Annotated in this window: 22 protein-coding genes and 1 pseudogene; 14 read left to right on the top strand and 9 right to left on the bottom strand. The window is 65.7% G+C overall.

Features of this window, described 5'->3' with window-relative positions; all coding sequences use genetic code 11:
• From UP06_RS42095 to UP06_RS16465, 6 genes and pseudogenes are all read right to left on the bottom strand, one after another.
• Positions 1-464 (bottom strand): annotated as a pseudogene (locus UP06_RS42095) (DUF2076 domain-containing protein); the annotation flags it as partial.
• Between the two features lie 126 nt (positions 465-590).
• A complete protein-coding gene (locus tag UP06_RS16485; RefSeq protein WP_045003876.1) occupies positions 591-1436 on the bottom strand; it encodes a ChbG/HpnK family deacetylase in 846 nt (281 codons plus the stop codon).
• Entirely contained in the window at positions 1433-2479 is a 1047-nt protein-coding gene (locus UP06_RS16480; protein WP_045003875.1) for a glycosyltransferase family 2 protein, read from the bottom strand. Before UP06_RS16480 ends, UP06_RS16485 begins: the two co-directional genes overlap by 4 nt.
• 85 nt (positions 2480-2564) lie before the next feature.
• Positions 2565-3542: an ATP phosphoribosyltransferase gene (gene hisG / locus UP06_RS16475; protein WP_045003873.1), complete on the bottom strand. Its 978-nt coding sequence runs from the start codon at positions 3540-3542 to the stop codon at positions 2565-2567.
• 3 nt (positions 3543-3545) lie between these two features.
• Positions 3546-4697, bottom strand: coding sequence for an ATP phosphoribosyltransferase regulatory subunit (locus tag UP06_RS16470; RefSeq protein ID WP_045004238.1), 1152 nt, complete (start codon positions 4695-4697; stop codon positions 3546-3548).
• Between the two features lie 130 nt (positions 4698-4827).
• Entirely contained in the window at positions 4828-5598 is a 771-nt protein-coding gene (locus UP06_RS16465) for a 16S rRNA (uracil(1498)-N(3))-methyltransferase (RefSeq protein WP_045003872.1), read from the bottom strand.
• A 211-nt stretch (positions 5599-5809) separates the two neighbouring features.
• Between UP06_RS16465 and UP06_RS16460 the strand changes: the two genes are divergently transcribed.
• A complete protein-coding gene (locus UP06_RS16460) occupies positions 5810-6478 on the top strand; it encodes a hypothetical protein (protein ID WP_045003870.1) in 669 nt (222 codons plus the stop codon).
• Positions 6475-7407, top strand: coding sequence for a 4-hydroxybenzoate octaprenyltransferase (gene ubiA / locus UP06_RS16455; protein ID WP_045003867.1), 933 nt, complete (start codon positions 6475-6477; stop codon positions 7405-7407). The genes UP06_RS16460 and ubiA overlap by 4 nt, the downstream gene beginning before the upstream one ends.
• 120 nt (positions 7408-7527) lie before the next feature.
• On the opposite strand, the gene UP06_RS16450 is transcribed toward ubiA, so the two are convergent.
• The gene (locus UP06_RS16450; protein WP_045003865.1) at positions 7528-8046 is read right to left on the bottom strand and encodes a DUF6101 family protein; all 519 of its coding nucleotides are present in this window, start codon (positions 8044-8046) and stop codon (positions 7528-7530) included.
• Positions 8047-8322: 276 nt separating this feature from the next.
• Here UP06_RS16450 and UP06_RS16445 point away from each other — a divergent pair, with 276 nt between their 5' ends.
• From UP06_RS16445 to UP06_RS16415, 7 genes are all read left to right on the top strand, one after another.
• Positions 8323-9714 (top strand): TldD/PmbA family protein, encoded by a 1392-nt coding sequence (locus UP06_RS16445; RefSeq protein WP_045003863.1) that lies wholly within the window; start codon positions 8323-8325, stop codon positions 9712-9714.
• Positions 9701-10510: an inositol monophosphatase family protein gene (locus UP06_RS16440; protein WP_045003861.1), complete on the top strand. Its 810-nt coding sequence runs from the start codon at positions 9701-9703 to the stop codon at positions 10508-10510. The genes UP06_RS16445 and UP06_RS16440 overlap by 14 nt, the downstream gene beginning before the upstream one ends.
• A gap of 60 nt (positions 10511-10570) precedes the next feature.
• A complete protein-coding gene (locus UP06_RS16435) occupies positions 10571-10816 on the top strand; it encodes a DUF4170 domain-containing protein (protein ID WP_045003860.1) in 246 nt (81 codons plus the stop codon).
• On the top strand, positions 10813-11526 hold the full coding sequence (locus UP06_RS16430; protein WP_045003857.1) for a lysophospholipid acyltransferase family protein: 714 nt from the start codon (positions 10813-10815) through the stop codon (positions 11524-11526). Before UP06_RS16435 ends, UP06_RS16430 begins: the two co-directional genes overlap by 4 nt.
• Entirely contained in the window at positions 11489-12823 is a 1335-nt protein-coding gene (locus UP06_RS16425; RefSeq protein ID WP_045003855.1) for a 3-deoxy-D-manno-octulosonic acid transferase, read from the top strand. The genes UP06_RS16430 and UP06_RS16425 overlap by 38 nt, the downstream gene beginning before the upstream one ends.
• A complete protein-coding gene (gene lpxK / locus UP06_RS16420) occupies positions 12816-13832 on the top strand; it encodes a tetraacyldisaccharide 4'-kinase (RefSeq protein ID WP_045003853.1) in 1017 nt (338 codons plus the stop codon). Before UP06_RS16425 ends, lpxK begins: the two co-directional genes overlap by 8 nt.
• A 73-nt stretch (positions 13833-13905) precedes the next feature.
• Positions 13906-14220: a hypothetical protein gene (locus UP06_RS16415; protein ID WP_045003851.1), complete on the top strand. Its 315-nt coding sequence runs from the start codon at positions 13906-13908 to the stop codon at positions 14218-14220.
• A 10-nt stretch (positions 14221-14230) separates the two neighbouring features.
• Here UP06_RS16415 and UP06_RS16410 read toward each other — a convergent pair whose 3' ends face one another.
• Complete coding sequence (locus tag UP06_RS16410) at positions 14231-14458, bottom strand: DUF2093 domain-containing protein (protein ID WP_045003849.1); 228 nt, start codon at positions 14456-14458, stop codon at positions 14231-14233.
• A 166-nt stretch (positions 14459-14624) separates the two neighbouring features.
• Between UP06_RS16410 and UP06_RS16405 the strand changes: the two genes are divergently transcribed.
• On the top strand, positions 14625-15455 hold the full coding sequence (locus UP06_RS16405; RefSeq protein WP_045003848.1) for a dienelactone hydrolase family protein: 831 nt from the start codon (positions 14625-14627) through the stop codon (positions 15453-15455).
• 267 nt (positions 15456-15722) lie between these two features.
• Complete coding sequence (locus UP06_RS41545; protein WP_197087274.1) at positions 15723-15872, top strand: hypothetical protein; 150 nt, start codon at positions 15723-15725, stop codon at positions 15870-15872.
• Positions 15873-16166: 294 nt separating this feature from the next.
• Here UP06_RS41545 and xseA read toward each other — a convergent pair whose 3' ends face one another.
• A complete protein-coding gene (gene xseA / locus UP06_RS16400; protein WP_045003846.1) occupies positions 16167-17789 on the bottom strand; it encodes an exodeoxyribonuclease VII large subunit in 1623 nt (540 codons plus the stop codon).
• 137 nt (positions 17790-17926) lie between these two features.
• Here xseA and UP06_RS16395 point away from each other — a divergent pair, with 137 nt between their 5' ends.
• Genes UP06_RS16395 through UP06_RS16385 form a run of 3 tightly spaced genes read left to right on the top strand, consistent with a single transcriptional unit; the run spans position 17927 to position 19795 of the window.
• The gene (locus UP06_RS16395) at positions 17927-18937 is read left to right on the top strand and encodes an alpha/beta hydrolase (RefSeq protein WP_045003844.1); all 1011 of its coding nucleotides are present in this window, start codon (positions 17927-17929) and stop codon (positions 18935-18937) included.
• On the top strand, positions 18934-19488 hold the full coding sequence (locus tag UP06_RS16390; protein WP_045003843.1) for a hypothetical protein: 555 nt from the start codon (positions 18934-18936) through the stop codon (positions 19486-19488). The genes UP06_RS16395 and UP06_RS16390 overlap by 4 nt, the downstream gene beginning before the upstream one ends.
• 4 nt (positions 19489-19492) lie before the next feature.
• A complete protein-coding gene (locus tag UP06_RS16385) occupies positions 19493-19795 on the top strand; it encodes a winged helix-turn-helix domain-containing protein (RefSeq protein WP_045003842.1) in 303 nt (100 codons plus the stop codon).
• Positions 19796-20710 lie beyond the last annotated feature (915 nt).

Below are 20710 nucleotides of genomic sequence, written 5' to 3'. Positions count from 1 at the left end.
CCGCCGCTACCGCCGATCGGCGGGGGGCCGTAACCTTGCCCTGGTCCTTGTCCAGGTCCTTGGCCGTAAGCCTGTCCGTAAGGCGGCTGGCCGTAACCCGGCTGCGCCTGCTGCATCGCCTGGCCGCTGTTCCAGACCGGCCGCGAGTCACGCGGCGGCACGTTCGGAACCGAGCCGCGCGACGGGCTTGCGCCGAACAGTGTGTCGCGCATGGTGTCCAGGAAACCGCCGGACTGGGCCTGCTCGGGCGCGTGGCCCGCTTCCAGTTCCTGGATGCGGGCATGGGCGCGCTTCAGCGCTTCGTCCTGCAACAGCACGGTTTGCGTCAGCGCATAGACCGCGCCGGGCGCCTTGCGCAGGCCGTCCGAGATCGCGGCGATCGCGTCGGGATCGCGCGGTGCATTCTCGAGTTTCGAAAGCCGGTCGAAAAGCTCGTCAACGAGTTGGCGTTCCTGCGGCGTCATGATCTGTCTCCCTCGCGCGAAACAAGCGCGAGGCAGATGTAGGGTTCCATTGTGGCCCCAACAGTGCCAGCCGGATTAAATTTCGGTATGCGACAAGCTGCCTCGATGGGCCAGCTTTCGCCGGTTTCATCCCAGTGTCACGTTGCTGGCCGCGAGCAGGTCAGCGAATGCGTCGCTCTTGAGATAGGCATGCTCGCGTTCGCGCACGTCCGTCATGGGGTCGAGGCCGGTAAGGACGTCGTCGACGAAGCCGGGATGGCACATCACGAGCCCGCCCTCGGGGAGGCCTTCCAGGAACTGCCGCATCAGTTCGCCGAAATCGGCGCCCCGGGTGAAGTCATAGGCGCCGGCAAAACCGGGATTGAAGCTGAGGCCCGCGTCACCGGCGCGACGGCGGAATTGGCTGCTCAGGATGTCGAGCACCAGCGCCTTCGGCGAGGCCAGCCGCTGCGCCAGCGGCAGGTCGCGGCCGCCCTGGCGCACCCAGGCATTTGGCGCGGCTTCGCTGACCGCATCGACAAAGCCGTCGCGCACCTGCGGAAACAGCTGCACATGCTGGTGACCATCGACGAAGTCGGGCGCGCGGCCGAAGGCTTCCGCGAAGGCCGCCAATTGCGCCTTCACTTCATTGCGAAAGAACTCGCGGTCGAGACGCAGCGCAAGGCCCGCGCGCAGGAGCTTTGGGAAGGCGAAGAACATGTCGCCGTCGAGCGGACGGAAATGCATGGTGAGCGGCCGGAATGGCGCCGACAGCGTCACATGCAATCCGATCGCGCAACGCGGGCTCGTCTTCGCGGCGGCCTGGAGCGCGTCGACCTCGCCGCGCTCGATCGCGGGGCCCACCATCATCACCGAGGTGGCGTTGAGGCGGCCGCGCTCGATCAGGTCGCGGATGGCGCGGTTGACGCCGGGGCTGATGCCGTAATCGTCGGCGCAGAGCCAGATCCGCCGCGGCGTCGCCGCCGCGCTCATTCGGCCGCCGTCCGGCTCGACGCGTCGTCAGCTTTGCCGGCCTCGAAATGCTTTTCGCTGTGCTCGGCGACGAAATAGATCGGGCGCGCTTTCAGCTCGGAGAGGATCTTGCCGATATATTCGCCGACAATGCCGATCATGATGAGCTGCACGCCGCCGATCGTCATCAGGCCGATCACGAGCGAAGGATAGCCGGGCACCTGCTTGCCGGTGGTCCAGACCTCCCACAGGATCGAGAGGCCGAACAGGAAGGCGCCGCCGGCGAGGATCACGCCGAGCAGGCTGGCAAAGCGCAGTGGCGCCACCGAGAACGAGGTCAGGCCCTCGATCGACAGGCCGAGCAGGCGCGCGGGGCTGAAGGTCGTCACGCCATGGACGCGCGCCGCCGGCTCGTAGTCGACGCGGATCTGGCGGAAGCCGATCCAGCTCGCGAGACCCTTGAAGAAGCGGTTGCGCTCCGGCAGTTGCTTGAGTGCTGCGACCGCGCGCGGTGACAGCAGGCGGAAGTCGCCGGCGTCTTCGGGGATTTTCTGGCGGGCGCCCCAATTGATCAGCGCGTAGAAGCCGTGCACCGCGAGCCGCCGCAGGAAGGGCTCGTTGTCGCGATGCGCCTTGGCGGTATAGACGACGTCATAACCGTCCTCGATCCAGTGCCGCACCAGCTGCTCGATGAGATCAGGTGGATGCTGGCCGTCGCCGTCCATGAACATCACGGCGCCGAGGCGGGCATGGTCGAGCCCGGCCATCAGCGCGGCCTCCTTGCCGAAGTTGCGTGAGAGCGAGACCACCTGAATGTCGATCGTATCGGCCGGCAGGCCGCGTGCGATCGACAGCGTCGCGTCCGCACTGCCGTCGTCGACATAGACGACCTCGCAAGGCAAGCGGTAGCGTTGCCGCAAGGTCTTTGCGAGATCGCAGATGCGCTGGTGCAGGGAGACCAGGCCGGCCGCCTCGTTGTAGACGGGGACGACAATCGACAGTCCCTTCGCCGCGGCGCCGGCCGCGGTGGTGGTCAGGCCGGAAACGTCAGAGCCCAGCGTCATCGATCGAGGTTCCAGAGGCAATCAATCGTCTCAACAGCATATGGTAGCTGCCGCTTGCTGTCGCCATGCTGAACGAACCTGAGGCTCACTGCCGCAGGAACGCTTCGAGCTTGGCGAACAGCGGGTTCTCCCGGTCGAACACGTAGTCGAGCGAGACCACCGAGACGCTCTCGGCGCCATGCTCGCGCAGGAAGCTCGCGAGCGCATAGAGCTGCCCCGGTGGGCAATGCAGCGTGAGCATGCCTGACGAGGTCGGTCCGCCAAACGGGGTCTCGACGCCGAAGCGGCTGTGGGCCTCAGTGAGCAGGGCCGCGTCGCACTGCCGGAAGCGGGTGCGGACCTCGCGGTATTTGTTGGCCCGCGCCCGTGCCGCGATGTGATCGAGGATGACGCGCGCGGTCTCGCGCGCCTCCGGTGTCCAGTCGGCGTCTCTCGAAGCAACGAGATTGGCCTGGCTGCGCAGGATCACGCCGTCGTCGAGCACCCGCAAGCCATTGGCGGCGAGTGTCGCGCCGGTCGTGGTGATGTCTACGATCATCTCGGCGGCGCCGGCCGCGGGCGCGCCTTCGGTCGCACCGGTGCTTTCGACGATGCGGTAGTCGACGATGCCGTGGCTCTGGAAGAAGGCGCGGGTGAGGTTGATGAACTTGGTCGCGACCCGCATCCGCATGTGATGCTGCTCGCGAAAACCGGTGGTGACGTCGTCAAGGTCGGCCATGGTGCGGACGTCGATCCAGGCCTGCGGCACCGCGACGACGACGTCTGCGTTGCCGAAGCCGAGTTCCTCGATCAGGGACACACGCTTGTCGGCGTCCGCGATGTTCTCGCGCACCAGGTCCTCCCCGGTGACGCCGAGATGCGCGAAGCCACGGGACAGTTGTGAGGCGATCTCGCTCGCCGAGAGATAGGCGACTTCGACATTGTCGAGACCCGCGATCGTGCCGCGATAGTCGCGGGCGCCGCCGGCCTTCGACAGCTTGAGCCCCGCACGGGCAAAGAAGGCCTCGGCGTTTTCCTGAAGGCGGCCCTTGGAGGGAACGGCCAGAACGAATGGCGCGCTCATGGCTTAAACTCCCACCTTGCGGCCGATCCTGGTCAGCGCGTCGATCCAGACCGAGAACCCGACGGCAGCAATCGGCTCCGCCGATCCGAGCTGGGTCATCAGCCCGTCATAGCGGCCGCCGGCGACCAGCGGCTCGGTGCCGTTGCCCCTGTGATGCAGTTCGAATTCGAAGCCGGTGTAGTAGTCGAGCCCGCGCCCGAACGCGGTCGAAAAGCGCGTCCCCTTCACGTCGATGCCGCGCGCGGCCATGAAGCCGACCCGGCTTTCGAACTGATCGATCGCAGCCGCAAGGTCGAGCTTTGCATCGGCCGTGAGCGCGCGCAGCTCGGCGATCGCATCGTCCGGATTGCCCGATATCGAGAGGAAGCGCTTGAGCACGGCGATCGCCTCGCGCGGCAGCGCACCGCCCTTCAGCGTCGACTGTTCGAGGAAGCGGTCGGCAATCTCGGCCGTGGTGCGGCCGCCGACATTGGTGGTGCCGGCGATCGACATCAAATCGGTGACGAAGGCCAGCGCCGCCTTGCGGTCGGAGCCGGCGAGCGCTGCCAGCACGCCCTCATATTCACTGCGCGTGGTGACCGTCGCCTGCGCAAGCCGCTCGAGATCCTGCTCCAGGCTGATCTTGCGGTTGAAATCCTTGACCAGGCGGCGGCGCCAGACCGGATAGAGGTCGAGCGCATCGAGCAGCGCATTGAACAGCGCCACATCGCCGGTCCGGATCTCGACGTCGCGGACGCCGAAGGCGGCGGTCGCTTCCAGCGCCAGCGCCAGCATCTCGGCATCCGCGGCGGCGCGGTCCTGGCGGCCGAACGACTCGATGCCGGCCTGCAAGAACTCGCTGGCCTGGACGCTGCGGTATCGGAACACCGGGCCGAGATAGCTGAACCCGGCCGGCTGGCCGGCGCGGCCGGAGGCGAGATAATCGCGCGCCACGGGGATCGTCAGGTCCGGGCGCAGGCAGAGCTCCTCGCCGGACAGGTCCGTCGTCAAATACAGGCTCTTGCGGATGTCCTCGCCGGAGAGGTCCAGGAACGGCTCGGCCGGTTGCAGGATGGCGGGCTCGGCCCTGACATAACCGGCCTGCGCGAACGACAGCAGCAGCGTATCCGCCCAGGCGGCGGAGCCGGCAGCATGTGAGGTGGCAGTCGCGGTCATCTCGGGATCCATCGTCCCGGTGGAACCGGGCAGGGCAAGGAAAGGGAATTGGCGCAGCCCTTAGCATGGCCGGAAACCGGTTTCGACCTCCAAAGGATCAATCGCTTAACGGTCGGCCAATGCTGAGAAGCTAGGTGCTCTTACCGCCCCAATCGCCCAGCACCGCCTGCACCAGCGCCAGCGCCGCGACGGCGGCGGTGTCGGCCCGCAGGATCCGAGGGCCGAGCGCCAGCCGCAGGATTTTGGGCTGTCGCAGCAGCAGCGCCCGTTCCTCTTCGGCAAAACCGCCTTCGGGGCCGATCAGCACGTCGATGCCAACTCCGCCTTGGTCAAGCTCGGCCTCGCGCGCGTTTTGAAGGCTATGAATGGGGTTTGCGACCTCGGCGGCCTCGTCGCAGAACACCAGTAGGCGGTCGGCGGCGCGCTGGCTGAGGAAGCGCTCCAGCGGTACCGGCTCGGCGACCGCGGCGATGCTCAAAATCCCGCATTGTTCGGCCGCCTCGATCACATTGGCGCGCATGCGCTCGGTGTTGACGCGGGACGCCTGCGTGAATCGGGTCTGGACCGGTTGCAGGATGGCGGCGCCCATCTCGACTGCCTTCTGCACCGTGTAGTCGAGCCGGGCATGCTTGAGCGGGGCGAAGACGTAAGCTAGGTCGGGCAGCCGGTCCTGGGGGCGGGCCTGCTGGAGGATGATCAGATTGTCGGGTCGCTTGCGGCCTTCGATCGCGGCCTGCCATTCGCCGTCGCGGCCGTTGAAGGCCAGGATCGGGGCGCCGGCGGAAAGCCGGAGCACATTGCCGAGATAATTGCTCTGGTCGCGGTCGAGCGGGACCCTGGCGTCCTGGGCGAGGGGGGCATCGACAAACAGGCGGGGAGCGCGAAAATCGTGGGAGGGCATCGATCAAAAGTCCGTTTTGCCGCAGTTCTTAACCGAAATCAGCCATTTCGGGGGTAAATATTGCCGAATTGGTGCGTCGGCGCGCCGCGCTCTTGCCCTATTCGACGGGTTGTTAAGCGCCGACGGGAATCGTAAAATCGCGAGCGCGCCGGTTGCGCTTCAATTGGGAAGACGCCGAACCCCGTAAGCTCCCGCCGGAGAGACTATCTTGATGATCCGTCGTTTGATGGTTCCGATCACTGCCGCCATGGTCACCATGAGCGCTGCGGGAGCCTATGCCCAAGGGTTCCCCGCGCCGCTGCCGGGCCAGGCCGCACCCGATTCCGCGTTTCCGCCCGTGAACGGCTCGGCGCCGGTCGCCTCCGTTGGCGGCGCGCCGCAAGCCTCGTTCCCGGTCAACGGCGCCGCACCCGTCGGTGGTGCGCCCGTTGGTGGCGGCTTCAGCGCGGCACCGCCGACGCAAGGCGGTCCGGGCGAGGACTGCATGAAGGCGTTCGTTCCCCTGCGCGAGGAAGCCGAGAAGCGCGGCAAGCTGATCAAGGCCGCGAGCGATCGCCATGCTCCGCCGGACGAGGCCTGCAAGCTGATCGGCAATTTCAGCCAGGCTGAATCCAAGATGATCGAGTACGTCAAGTCGCACGCCGCCAAATGCGGAATTCCGCCGCAGATCGGCGATCAGATGAAGGCCGGGCACAAGAACACCGAGGCCATGCAGAAGAAGGTCTGTACGGTGGCGCAGCAGATGCAGAACCAGCCGCGCGGTCCGGCGGGCCCGTCGCTGAGCGAGGTGCTGGGTTCGGGCTCGGCGCCGGAAGCCAATGCCGGCAAGAAGGGCGGCAGCACCTTCGACACGCTCAACGGCAACGTCCTGACCCGATGAGCGATACATCCGCCCGCGTTGCCGATTCCACCGGCAACTGGGTTGATACGCTCGCGCCGCAATGGGCGCGGCCTTATCTGCGATTGTCCCGCTTCGATCGTCCGATCGGTTCCTGGCTTCTGCTGATGCCGTGCTGGTGGTCGGCGGCACTCGCGGCCGCGATGGCGCATGATGTCAGCCGGCTGCCGCTCACCATCATCCTGTTCTTCATCGGCGCCTTCGTGATGCGCGGGGCGGGCTGCGCCTGGAACGACATCACCGACCGCGACCTCGACGCCAAGGTCGAGCGCACGCGCTCGCGGCCGCTGCCGTCGGGGCAGCTCAGCACAAAGCAGGCGCTGGCCTTCATGATCGCGCAGGCGCTGATCGGGCTCGTGGTGCTCCTGCAATTCAACCGCTTCGCGATTGCGACCGGCATCGCCTCGCTTCTGATCGTCGCGATCTATCCCTTCATGAAGCGCGTCACCTGGTGGCCGCAGGTCTTCCTGGGCCTTGCCTTCTCCTGGGGCGCGCTGATGGGATTCGCCGTCACCTTCGGCCGCATCGACGTGACCGCGCTGGTGCTCTATGCCGGCGCGATCTCCTGGGTGATCGGCTATGACACGATCTACGCGCATCAGGACACTGAGGACGACGCGCTGATCGGCGTCAAATCCACCGCACGCCTGTTCGGCGCGCATACGCATCAGGCGCTGATCCTGTTCTATGGGCTCGCGGTGATGCTGATCGGCGTCGCGCTCGCCTCAGGCGATGCGCGCTGGCCGGCATGGTTCGGGCTTGCGGCCTTCGCCGTGCATCTGGCGTGGCAGATCAAGCGGCTCAGGATCGACGATCCCGCGCTTTGCCTGCGCGTGTTCAAGTCGAACCGGGATGCGGGCTTGCTTCTGTTTGCAGGATTGTTGGCGGACGCGGTGATGCGGGCGGCTTGAGGCAAACTTGTAGGGTTGGGCAAAGGCGCCCTTGCGCCGTGCCCACCATTTATCCACGATTGCGAGAGAAGAGGTGGGCACGCTTTCGCTTTGCCCACCCTACGGCATCGTGATTGCCGCTCAATTCCGCGCGATGATCTCGCGTTCTTCGCGGTGAACCGGCAGCTCACGCGCCATGGCGGTGCGACGGCGCATCAGGAATTTCGGACGGCGGGTGCGGATCGCGTTGCTGCGGCGACGGCGGGCTGCGGGCTTGCGGGCGCCTTCGTCCAGTTGCGGCAGCGCAAAGATCTCGCTCCAGATCGCCCAGGCTTCCGTGAGCTCATCGCCTTCGGTGCTGACGAGCAGCGGAACCGAGAGCGAGGGATCGCGATGGACCAGGACGAGGGTCTGCGCTTCGTCATTGCCGCGCAGCGCGACGCCGGTGAAGTTGCTGACGCGGACATTGATCGCCATCCGCATGCCGCGGACGGCACGGCGCAGCACGACGCGTTCGCGATGAAGCTCGATCTGCCTTGTGTATCCGTCGGCGCGCGGATCATGCGCATCGAAGCGGACCGGAAGGGAAAGGGGGTCGAGCCGCAGACTGCGGCTCGACCCGGTGGGGTTGGCCCCACATGTTGCTGTTTGACGCCTCACGGCTTTAGTTCTCCCCGCCAGGATTATGTTCCCGGTCGATGCGAGGACCTTAGCGCGCCGGTTTCGGAAACCGCTTAAAAAGGCTGGTTAATCCAACCTCACCGCCACTCATGATTGACAAGACCTTGGCGCGCATGATTGACGAGACGTTGCGCAAGCTTCGCGAATCTGAGCTTTTTGCAGACCGAAAACGCTTGAAGTCCGTGCCAATTGGGCACATCTGGTGTTGAGGGCCGGTCTCGCCCCGAAACCTCCCGCCGCAACAGGATTTCGTTTGTGAACCCTTCACCAAGCTCGACGCTTTCGCCTAAAGCCAATCGCGACCTGTTCGATCAGTCCGCGCTGTCCGATCTCGCACAGCGCCTGGTGGAGGCGGCGAAGCGCGCCGGTGCGGATGCGGCCGATGCGGTCGCGGTGCGCGGCATCTCGCAGGGCGTCGAGGTGCGCGACGGCCGCGTCGAGGAATCCGAGCGGTCCGAGGGCGACGATGTCGGCCTGCGCGTGCTGGTTGGCCGCCGCCAGGCGGTGGTCTCGACCAATGACGCCAGCGGCGATGCCGTGACCAAGCTTGCCGAGCGTGCGGTGGCGATGGCGCGCGTTGCGCCAGACGATAAATATGTTGGCCTCGCAGATCCCGCGCTGCTCGCGCGCGATTTTCCAGATCTCGATCTGCTCGATCCCGACGTGCCCGCGACCTCCGAGCTCGAGCGCCGCGCGCTCGAAGCGGAAGCCGCAGCGCTTGCCGTGAAGGGCGTGACCAAATCCGGCGGCGCGTCGGCCTCCGCCGGCATGGGCGGCATGGTGCTGGTGACCAGCACCGGCTTCCACGGCTCCTATCTGCGCTCGAGCCAGGGCATCTCGGCGACCGCGATCGTCGGCGAGGGCACCGGCATGGAGCGCGACTACGATTTCACCTCCGCCCCGCATGGCGCCGATCTGTTGTCGCCGGAGATCGTCGGCCGCTCCGCCGGCGAGCGCACCGTGGCGCGCTTCAATCCGCGCAAGGTCGAGACCTGCAAGGTGCCGGTCGTGTTCGATCCGCGCGTCGCGGGCTCGCTGGTCGGCCATGTCGTCGGCGCCATCAACGGTGCCTCGATTGCGCGCAAGACCAGCTTCCTCAAGGACAAGCTCGGCCAGCAGCTCTTTGCGAAGAACATCCGCATCATCGACGATCCCCTGCGCAAGCGCGGCCTGCGCTCGCAGACCTTCGATGCCGAAGGCGTTGCGGTGAAGAAGATCGCGCTGATCGACGAGGGCGTGCTGACGACCTGGTTGCTCGATTGCGCGACCGCCCGCGAGCTCGGCCTCACCACCACCGGCCATGCCCATCGCGGCGTGTCGTCCTCGCCCTCGCCCGGGCCGTACAATCTTCATCTCGAACCCGGCACGCCGACGCCGACCGAGCTGATCGCCGACATCAAGCAGGGATTTTACATCACCGATCTGATCGGCTCCGGCGTCAACGGCGTCACCGGCGATTACAGCCGCGGCGCCTCCGGCTTCTGGATCGAGAACGGCGAGCTCACCTATCCCGTCAGCGAGGTCACGATCGCCGGCCATCTGTTCGAGATCTTCAAATCGATGCAGCCGGCCAACAATCTCGAATTCCGCTACGGCATCAATGCGCCGACGGTGCGCATCGAGGGTTTGACGCTTGGCGGACGCTGACGCGAACGACATAATCCTGACGCGCGACGCAACGCTGCTGCAAGACACGGTGCGTGACGCAGGTGCGCTTGCGCAGTCGATGTTCCGCACCGAGCTGAAGACATGGACCAAGGGCGGGTCCTCGCCGGTCTCGGAAGCCGACATCGCCGTCAACGACCTACTCGAAGCGCGCCTGCGCGGCGCCACGCCGGACTATGGCTGGCTGTCGGAGGAGAGCGCCGATGATTCCACGCGGCTGTCGCGGCGGCTGACATGGATCGTCGATCCCATCGACGGCACGCGCAATTATCTGGGCGGCCATGACGAATGGTGTGTCAGTGTGGCGCTGGTCGAGGGGGCGTCACCTGTGCTTGCCGTGGTGTTCGCGCCGACCAGCGACGAGTTCTTCTTCGCGGCCCGCGGCCAGGGCACGACGCTCAACGGCAAACAGGTCACGGCCACAGCCGGCTCCGCGCTCGACTTCTCCCGGATCGCCGGCCCGAAGCCGATGGTCGAGCGGCTCAATACCTTGGGCGGCGACATCAAGCTGCATCCGCGAATCGGTTCGCTTGCGCTGCGGCTCTGCCGGGTCGCCCATGGCGGGCTGGATGCGGCTTTTGCGGGCGGCAACAGTCATGATTGGGACCTTGCGGCGGCCGATTTGATCGTGCAGGAAGCGGATGGTAGGATGAGCGACCTCTCCGGAGAACCCATCCTCTACAATCGCCGGGAAGTCACGCACGGGGTGCTGGTGGCAGCGGGGCGCGATCGTCATGCGAGCATTGTCGCGCATTTTCGAAATCGTCCCTTGCCCTGAGCGCGTCCGCTGTGCTTGTCGATCACTGCTATGCCGGGCAGCCCGTAAGGAAGAGAACCCATGCCAGATAGTGCCCCGCAACAACTGCTCCATCTCGTCATCGGTGGTGAGCTGCTCGATCTCGAGCACAACACCTTCAAGAACCTGGACGACGTCGAGGTCGTCGGCCTCTATCCGAACTATGCGGCCGCCCACGCCGCTTGGCGGGCCAAGGCGCAGAGCACGGTCGACAACGCGCAGATGCGCTATTTCATCGTCCATCTCCACCGGCTGCTCGACCCGAATCAAGAATCGAAGGCGCGTTGAAAAAACTGCTTCGCAATACGCTGCGAAGCAGCTGGTTTCAGCGTGCCGTCGGGGTCCTGGCGGCCGAATATCTGCGTCTGGTCTGGCGGACCAACAGGTTCACGTTCGATCCGCCCGAGGTCTATGACATTGTCGAGCCGCAGATCCCGGCGATCTTCGCCTTCTGGCACGGCCAGCATTTCCTCACCCCCTTCATCAAGAACAAGGACTCCTACCGGGCCAAGGTCCTGATCTCGCGGCATCGCGACGGCGAGTTCAATGCCATCGCGGTGGAACGGCTCGGCATCGGCCTCATCCGCGGTTCCGGCGACCATGGCAGCGCCTTCCACCGTAAAGGTGGGGTCGGCGCCTTCAAGGAGATGGTGCGAACGCTCCAGGACGGTTGTAATGTCGCGCTGACCGCCGATGTCCCGAAGCGCGCGCGCGTGGCCGGGCTCGGCATTATCATGCTGGCACGAGAATCGGGGCGGCCGATCATGCCTTTCGCAATGGCGACCAGCCGCTTCATCCGGCTCAAGAACTGGGACCGCACCACCATCAATTTGCCATTCGGGCGAGGCGCATTGGTCGGCATCAAGGAAATCAGCGTGCCGCCGGATGCCGATGCCGCCACCATGGAAGCGCTGCGGCAGGAGCTGGAGGACACGCTGAATGAGGCGACCCGCCGCGCCTATGCGCAGCTCGGCCGCCCGGGACCCGCAGATGGCTAATGCGCTGCCAATGACGCTGCGGATGTACCAGCGCCTGGCCTCAGGCCTGGTGCCGCTTGCGCCTGCGCTGATCAAGCGGCGGCTGAAGCAGGGCAAGGAAGATCCCGCGCGCGTCGGCGAACGGCGCGGCCTCAGCCAGGACGTGCGGCCGCACGGCCCGCTGGTCTGGATCCACGGCGCCAGCGTCGGCGAGGTGCTGGCCGCGGCCGCGCTGATCGAACGCTTGCGCGATCTGAACCTGCGCATCCTGCTCACTTCGGGCACCGTGACCTCGGCCGCCGTCGTCGCAAAACGTTTTCCGCCCGACGTCATCCATCAATACGTGCCGTATGATTCCCCGCGCTATGTCGCGCGCTTCCTCGATCACTGGAAGCCGTCGCTGGCGCTGTTCATCGAATCCGATTTGTGGCCGAACCTGATCCTGGCCGGTGCTGCGCGCCGTGTGCCGATGGTGCTGATCAACGGACGGATGTCGCCGCGCTCCTTCCCGCGCTGGCGGCGGATGTACGGAACCATCTCGGCGCTGCTGTCGCGGTTCGACATTTGTCTGGCGCAGTCGAAGACCGATGCCGAACGCTTCTCGGCGCTCGGTGGCCGCGACGTCGTCACCACGGGTAATCTCAAGCTCGACGTGCCGGCGCCGCCCGCCGATCCCGCCAGGCTCGAGCGGCTGATGGCGATGACGCGGGGCCGGCCCATCATCGTCGCGGCTTCGACCCATCCCGGCGAGGACGAAATGCTGGTCGCGGCGCATCGCAGCCTCGTCGGCTTCTTCCCCCAGCTTCTCACGGTGATCGTGCCGCGGCATCCGGATCGCGGCTCGTCGATCGCAGGCCTGATCACGGCCTCGGGCCTGAAGCCGGCCTTGCGCTCGCGCGACGAGCAGCTCTCGGCCGCGACCGACGTCTATGTCGCCGACACCATGGGCGAGCTCGGCCTGTTCTATCGCCTCTCGCCGATCGTGTTCATGGGCGGATCGCTGATCCGCCATGGCGGGCAGAATCCGATCGAGGCGATCAAGCTCGGTGCGGCCATCGTCCATGGTCCGAACGTCTTCAACTTCGCCGATGTCTATGCCGCGCTCGATCACAGCGGTGGGGCGCGCCAGGCCGAGACGCAGGAGATCCTGGTCAAGCAGCTCGGCCAGCTGCTCGCCGATCCCGCCGTGCGCGACAAGATGCAGCGGGCAGGCCACGGCGTGGTCGAGCAGCTCGGCGGCGCGCTGGAGCGCACCATGACTGCGCTCGAGCCGTATCTGATGCAGTTGCGGATCGAGATGGGAGCCGCCAATGCGTGAGCCGGCCTTCTGGTACCGGCCACGTTCCTTCAAGTCGCACGCATTACGGCCGCTGGGCGCGTTGTATGGCGCGATCGCCGCACAGCGCCTGCTGCGCCAGGGCGTCGATGCCGGCATCCCCGTGCTCTGCGTCGGCAACTACCACGTCGGCGGTGCCGGCAAGACGCCGACCGTGCTCGCGCTGACCAAGCTGTTGCGTGAGCTCGGCGAGACCCCGGTGGTGCTCAGCCGCGGCTATGGCGGGCGCTTGCAGGGCCCGGTGATGGTCGATCGCGAGCGCCACACCGCAGCCGATGTCGGCGACGAGCCGCTGATGATGGCGCGCGACGTGCCGGTTGCGGTCGCGCGCGATCGGCTCGAAGGTGTGGCGCTGGCCAAGTCGCAAGGTGCGACATTGATCCTGATGGATGACGGCTTTCAGAACCCGCGCATCATGAAGGATGCCTCGCTGATCGTGATCGACAGCGCGCGCGGCCTCGGCAACGGCAAGGTGTTCCCGGCAGGCCCCCTGCGCGCGCCGCTGAAGGCACAGCTCGCGCGCACCGATGCGCTGGTGCTGATCGGCGATGGCCATGCCGCCGACGATGTCGCGGCAGCGATTTCCGCGCGCGACAAGCCGGTGCTGCGCGCGCGCTTGAGACCGGATGCCGCCGCGGTAGCCCAGCTGTTCGGTAAACCGGTGCTCGCGTTTGCCGGCATCGGCGATCCCGAGCGCTTCTTCCGCACGTTGCGCGCCAGCGGCATCGAGGTCGCGCACACGCGCCCGTTCGCCGATCACCACATGTTCTCGCAGGCCGAGATGGCGGCACTTGTGGCGGATGCACAGCGCGAGCAGCTGACGCTGGTGACGACGGAAAAGGATCTCGCGCGCCTGCGCGGCAGCAAGGGCGTGCCGAATGACATCGTGCCGTTCGCGGTCCAGCTCGAATTCGACGACCCCGCGACGCTCCGCCGCCTGATCAGCGATCACCTCTACAAGGCGCGCGAGCGCAGGTTCAGCGCACGATGATCTCGTAGCATCCTTCATTCACGCGGCATTCATCGCAAGACTCCTATCGCTTACCAACGATCAGGAGAATTCGATGAAACTGCCGTCTGCGGCCGTTGCCGCCAGCCTTGTGTGTCTGATCATTGCGCCGGTGTCTGCACAAACGTCGCCCCCGGCCGCTCCTGCAAACCCAACGGGCACGGTACCGGTTCCCGCCACCAAGCGGGTCACGTGCCTGGCCACGACGGCAAGCCTGAAGGGGCAGGACAAGCGCGACCAGATGCAGCTCTGCATGGCGCAGGGCCGGCTCGATTGTCTGAGGCAGGCGATCGATCAGAAGGTCGTTGGCGAGCCCAGGAAGACTCTCATCAAGAGCTGTGTGGGCGGAGATGGACCCGAGCAACAATAGGCGCGCGGCCTTACGACTGCGGCTTCGGCGCGCCGGGGAAATGCCGCTGCAGCACGGCGGCGGGCGTGGCGTAGGCCTCTTGCAGGTCCACGCTCCAGTATTTCAGCTCGTCGAGCGGGATCCGTGTGTCGGATATCGCGCAGCGCACGAAGGTCCCGGGCGAGATCACGCGGAAATCGCCGTCGAGATATTGCACCTGCGCTTCGCCGTTGCCCGAGGGGCCGAACTTGTTCAGCACGGTCGATCGTCTCCGTGGAAAGCCTCTCCGTGGAAAACCCTGGAGGGCATGATTTGGTGAATTCGATCTACCATAAATAGGATGCCTTGTCCGCCCGTCAAACCCACCGATTTGTGATGTTTTACCGCTGTTTTCGCATGATAGTGCTGCGGCGAAGGATCGTCCGATGCGCCTTCGACTGACCGCCTTGTTCCTGACGCTCCTGATGTCGGCCGCGCGCGCGGCCTCGGTGCCTGCGCCGCAGCAGGTCGACATTCCCCTGGCGGCCGGAATCCTGCATGCGCAGCTCTACAAGCCGGAAGGCGAAGGACCGTTTCCGACCGTGGTCGCGCTGCATGGTTGCGGTGGGCTCGGCGGCCATGCCGATCCGGTGCTGTCGCGCTATCGCGACTGGGCCGAAGATCTGCTGAAGGCGGGCAACGCGGTGCTGCTGCCCGACAGCTACGGCTCGCGCGAGCTCGGGCCGCAATGCCGGGTCAAGGAGGGGCACGTCAAGGCGCGACGCGAGCGTGTCGCCGACGTCGTGGCAGCGCGCGCCTGGCTGATGAAGCAGTCCTGGGTCGCGCGCGACCGTGTCAGCCTGATCGGCTGGGCCAATGGTGCAAGCGCGCTGCTCTGGGCGGTGCGGCCGCAGAATGCCGCGCGCGATGGGGCTCCGGATTTTCGCGCGGCCATTGCCTTCTATCCGGACTGCCGCATTTCCGCCGGCCTCGGCTGGAGCGCGCGGGTGCCGACGCTGGTTCTGATCGGCGGCAAGGACGACGTCTCGTCGCCGCCGGCCTGCCGCCAGATGGTGGACGGCGCGCTCGGCCGCAGCGCGCTCACGCGCATCGTGGTCTATCCCGGCGCCTATCATGATTTCGACCGCGCCAACACGCCGCTGCACGCAGCTGCCGGCAGCAGCGATGCCGCCGCCCCCGAGCACGGCCATCTCGGCACCGATGCGGACGCGCGCGCCGATTCGCAGAAGCAGGTCGCCGAATGGCTGGCGCGGTAGTTGTCGTCTCGTAGCCCGGATGGAGCGAAGCGCAATCCGGGGTCGTGCCGCGCGTTGCGACGTCCCGGATTACGCTGCGCTCCATCCGGGCTACGGATTCCAAAGCGGGGCCGCCCGAGGAACAATGTGAGGCGGACAGCCCCGCATCGACCACCGCCCTGCACGGACAATGATGGCCGACCGGGAATCTACGGATCGCGCCTCAACCGGGTTTCAGCAAGCGTCGGCGCCATAGTTCGACCATGATGTCGATTAAACGCATCTTGCATGCGCAATCGCTTCGCCCTCTTCTCCGCCGCACTGATCGTCTTCACCGTCACGATCTTCCTGTTCGAAGCCCAAGCCGGCGCGCCACAGCCCGCGCCGGACCATTGCGGCTTCTGGACCACGATGGACGCGGGCTTGTCCTGCCAGTAGGGTCCGACGTTCCTGTAGCCCGGATGAGCGAAGCGATATCCGGGACAACTGTTCCCGCATATCGCTTCGCTCATGCGGGCTACGCGCTACGATCTTCTCCGCGATGACGTTGTTGAGAAGGCACGCAAGCCTCTCCAATGTCGTCCCGGCGAAGGCCGGGACCCATACCGCGTGATCTAACAGTTGCGCGTGGTATCAGTCCCGAACGACCAGTCTTCGCCAAACCCCTCCCTGTGGCTATGGGTCCCGGCCTTCGCCGGGACGACAGCGAGAATGTTGCGCCGCTGTCGGCCTCTAAAATAAACTGCCCTGATCCACCGGCTTGGCCACGCGCTTCGGTGCGGGCTTGCTATCCTGCGCTGCATGCTTTGCCTGCGACGGCGCGCGCTTGGCGGTCGGCTCGGGCCGATCCGCATCCGCTGTCGCGCCGATGCGGCCGTCGGCGAACTCGATCGCGATCCGCGCGTTCGGCCCAACGCTGTCCGCCGAATGCAGGGGATGGCCGGCCTCGTCGCGCACCAGTGCAAAACCACGCGCAAGCACGCCGCGATAGGACAACGCGGACAGCAGCTTGCCGCTGGCCTCGACGCGGGCGTCGAGTCGTTGCATCAGCGTTGCCAGCGCGCGTTGCGCGCGGTCGGCCAGACGATGCGTGCGCTCGCGCTGGCGGGCAATCGCGTTGCGCTGCGCTTGTGCATTGGAGAGCTTTGAGGCCCGTAAGCGAACTTCAAGTCCGGCAAAACGGTCGCGCCGCCGCCGCAACAGCGAGCGCGCGGACAGGCCGAGCCGTTCGCCGCAGACAGTGAGCCGGTGATCAGCCTGCGAAATCTGCCCGTGCAGCACGCGCAGCGTCAGCTTGGCGCCGGCGGCCGTAAACCTGCGGAAATGCGCATGCGTGTTGGCCTTGAGGCCGCGGGGCAGGGACGCGCCTGCCGTATCCAGCCGCTGTCGCGGGATCGCCAGCAGATCGCCTGCGGCCGGCAGCGCGCGCGCGGCGGCGCGCAGCTCGTTGCGACGGCTTTCATGGGCACGCTGCCAATAGGCGCGGTTGCGGCGGGCGAGATCGGCGACCTCGACAAACAGATCGCTGCGCACCGGCACCGCCATCTCGGCGGCCGCCGTCGGCGTCGGCGCGCGCTTGTCGGCGACGAAATCGATCAGCGTGATATCGGTCTCGTGCCCGACCGCCGAAATCAGCGGGATCATGCTCTCGGCTGCGGCCCGCACCACGATCTCCTCGTTGAACGACCAGAGATCCTCCAGCGAGCCGCCGCCGCGCGCGACGATCAGCACGTCGGGCCGCGGAATCTTGCCGCCCTCGGGCAGTGCGTTGAAGCCGCGGATCGCGGCTGCGACCTGCTCGGCCGAGCCTTCGCCCTGCACCTTGACCGGCCACACCAGCACGTGGCGGGGAAAGCGGTCCTCCAGCCGGTGCAGGATGTCGCGGATCACGGCGCCGGTCGGCGAGGTCACCACGCCGATCACCTCGGGCAGCCAGGGCAGCAGCTGCTTGCGCGCCTCGTCGAACAGGCCTTCGGCGGCGAGCTTCTTCTTGCGCTCCTCCATCAGCGCCATCAGCGCGCCGATGCCGGCCGGCTCCAAAGCCTCGATCACGATCTGATATTTGGAAGAGCCCGGATAGGTCGTGAGCTTGCCTGTGGCGATGACCTCGAGCCCTTCCTGCGGCTTGAAGCGCATCCGCCCGTGCACGCCCTTCCAGATCACCGCCTCGATCTTGGCGCTCTCGTCCTTGAGCGCGAAATAGCAGTGACCGGAGGAATGGGCGCCGCGGAACCCGGAAATCTCGCCGCGGACCCGGACATGGCCATAGGTGTCCTCCACCGTCCGTTTCAGGGACTGTGAGAGTTCGGAAACGGTGAATTCGGGCGTATTGGGCAGAGGTTCCGCAGGCGGCATCGGCACACGATTCGGTATTTTGGGGTCGGCCCCGACGTTAAGGATTTTCGCCGCGCGGCGCCAATCCGGGGATTGATACGAAGAGTACTCTGTAATATAGAGCTCTCTAACGATCCTGGGTTTGATGGAGTTGGACCATGGCGATGCAATTGCTGCGAGGTGCTCTGAGCTTGCTGAAATGGGGTCTGTGCGCGGTCGGCGCCGTGGCGCTGCTGCTGACGGCCCTGGTCGCGACGCCGCTGGAGCGGCCCGCAGAGCTGCGATCGGTCTCGGACTCCGCCAGGGGTATCGACTGGTCGACCATGCCGGCGCTGGAACGCTTTCAGGCCCGCGACGGCACCTGGCTTGGATTCCGGCACTACGCGCCGAAGGGGGCGGACACCGGTCGCGGTGCGATCTTCATTCATGGCTCTTCCGGCTCTTCTGGCACGGTCAATCACGCGCTGACTGCGGCCCTCGCTGCGCACGGCGTCGAGACCTGGGCGCTCGACACGCGTGGCCACGGTGCGTCGGGCACGCGCGGCGATATCGGCTATGTCGGCCAGCTCGAGGACGATTTGGTCGACTTCGTCGCCCATGTCCGCAAGAGCGCGCCGGATCTGCCGCTCACCTTGATCGGCCATTCCGCCGGAGCCGGCTTCTCGCTGCGCGTCGCCGCCACGCCGATCATGCAGGATCTGTTCGTGCGCACCGTGCTGGTCGCGCCCTATCTCGGCTATGACGCGCCGACCAACAAGCCGCATTCCGGCGGCTGGGCCAATGCCGACATTCCGCGCTTCCTTGGTCTCGCCGCACTCCGCAAGCTCGGCATCGACTGCTGCGCGCAGCTTCCGGTGCTGGCCTTCGCGGTGCCGCCGAATTCGGAGCGAATTCTGGTGCCGACCTATTCCGACCGCCTGATGCGCAACTTTGCGACGCGCGGCTATCGCCTCGATCTGCCGGCCGTGACGCATCCGATGACGATCTTCGGCGGTGCCGAGGACGAGATGATGATCTCCGACAAATATGCGGAGACCGTGCAGGCGATCAAGCCGTCCGTCGACGTCAAGGTGATCGACGGCGTCAACCACATGGGCATGGTCACTAACCCCAAGGCGGTCAATGCGATCGCCGAGGACGTCGCGACGCGGGGAAGCGGGCAGTCATGATCGACAGCAGAGAGGCCTCCGCAGCGCTGGCCGAGATCGACGACATCGTCCAGCGCGTGAAGCAATCGCGCATCTACGATCTCGCCAGTCAGATGATGATCCTGTGGGGCGTGCTGGTGTTCGTCGCCAACATCGCGACCTGGCTCTGGCCCCGTGAAGCGTATTACTACTGGCTCGCGGTCTACGTCCTCGGCATCGCCGGCTCGTTTGCGATCAGCTCGGCGAACCAGACCTCGACGGGAGTTCGCAGCTTCGACATGCGGATGCTGATCGCCTTCCTGATGTTCGTCGCCTTCGGCTTCCTCTGCGCGCACGTCCTCGGCCATTTTACGCCGCGCCAGCAGGGCGCGTTCTGGACCATCTACTTCATGCTGTTCTATGCGCTGGCAGGTCTGTGGTTCGGCTATGCCTTCGTGGTGATCGCGCTCGCGATCACCACACTGACGCTGGTCGGGTATTTCTTCGTGACCGGCGACACCTTCCTGCCCTGGATGGCGGTCGTCAACGGCGGCGGACTGATCGTCGGCGGCCTCTGGATGCGGCGGAGCTAGCACCATGGCCGAGCTCGACGACATCATCCACCAGCCGCTGCGCCTCAAGATCATGGCCGCGCTGAATTCGCTGCCGGCCACGGCCGCGGGTCTCGAATTTTCCCGGCTCAAGAAGCTCACCGGCGCCACCGACGGCAATCTCGGCGCGCATATCGAGACCTTGGCCAAGGCTGGCTACGTCGCGGTCGACAAGGCCTTCGTCGGCAAAAAGCCGCAGACCACGGTCACCGCCACGGCTGCCGGCCGCGGCGCGTTTGCGCGGCATGTTGCGACGTTGCAGGAGATCATCGCGGGAAAGCAGAGCTAGGCCCCTATCATTCCGGCGCGCAGCGACGTTTGCTGCAGATCGCGGTGCAGATTGCTGTGCCCTCGCCCCTTGTGGGAGAGGGCATCTCCGTTGGCAGACACGGGCACACTCGGGTGAGGGGTCTGTCTCCGCAAATATTTGTGCGTGTGGATGGAAACCCCTCATCCGGCGCTTCGCGAGAAAAACCCTCTCGATACCGGCGCTCACCGTGACGCCGTTTTACTCCAGTGGGGGAAGTCGCCAGGCATTGGGTCTAGGTTGCGGACCAGCGCATTCCCAATGCGCAAGCCGCAACACCGCTACTAGTCTGGACGGCCGCGGACGGAAGAGAAAAACCGCTGATCAGGCCAACCACTTGAACGATCATCCACTTTCCGCAGCGATGGCCTTACCAAAGTCTCTTTCCGTCATGTTGTCGCGCTATCGCGCGGGGTTTTGACAGCGCACTCAGATACTTATCGGCATAGTAGTTTTCGGTCGCCTACATCAGCGTTTTTTTTGCAAGAGCGCTGATGATATTGCGTCCTGCTTAAAGCCTTACGATCACTCAGGATCTTTCTTGAGCGCCGAATAATCTTGGCACCACGTGCCGACGCTGACCCAATGGCGACATCGGTTCGGATCGTCTGAGCCAAGTAGCACGGAGCCAATGTGGTGGACCAATTTCAACGACTCGAAATACACTTCTTCGGAGCGGTTATCCGTGCAGACGGAGTGGTCGGCATAGCTGCGGCGGTTGTGATTATCACCATCATTCTGTTGATGTACTTGCACGCCGAGGGGCTGTGACGGACAATGGCGCTAACGCTCAAGCAACTAATAGATTCCTATCGAAGTGATTTGGATTCGCCTTTCCAAAAACTTCGCTATCAGGTGCGCATCAAGCAGGGCCGCACGTTCGATCGGATAAGTGAA

The sequence above is a fragment of the Bradyrhizobium sp. LTSP857 genome (assembly GCF_000938285.1).
Taxonomy (GTDB): Bacteria; Pseudomonadota; Alphaproteobacteria; order Rhizobiales; family Xanthobacteraceae; genus Bradyrhizobium.
Note: the sequence above shows the minus strand (reverse complement) of the source record. Positions and strands in the feature narration are given on the sequence as shown.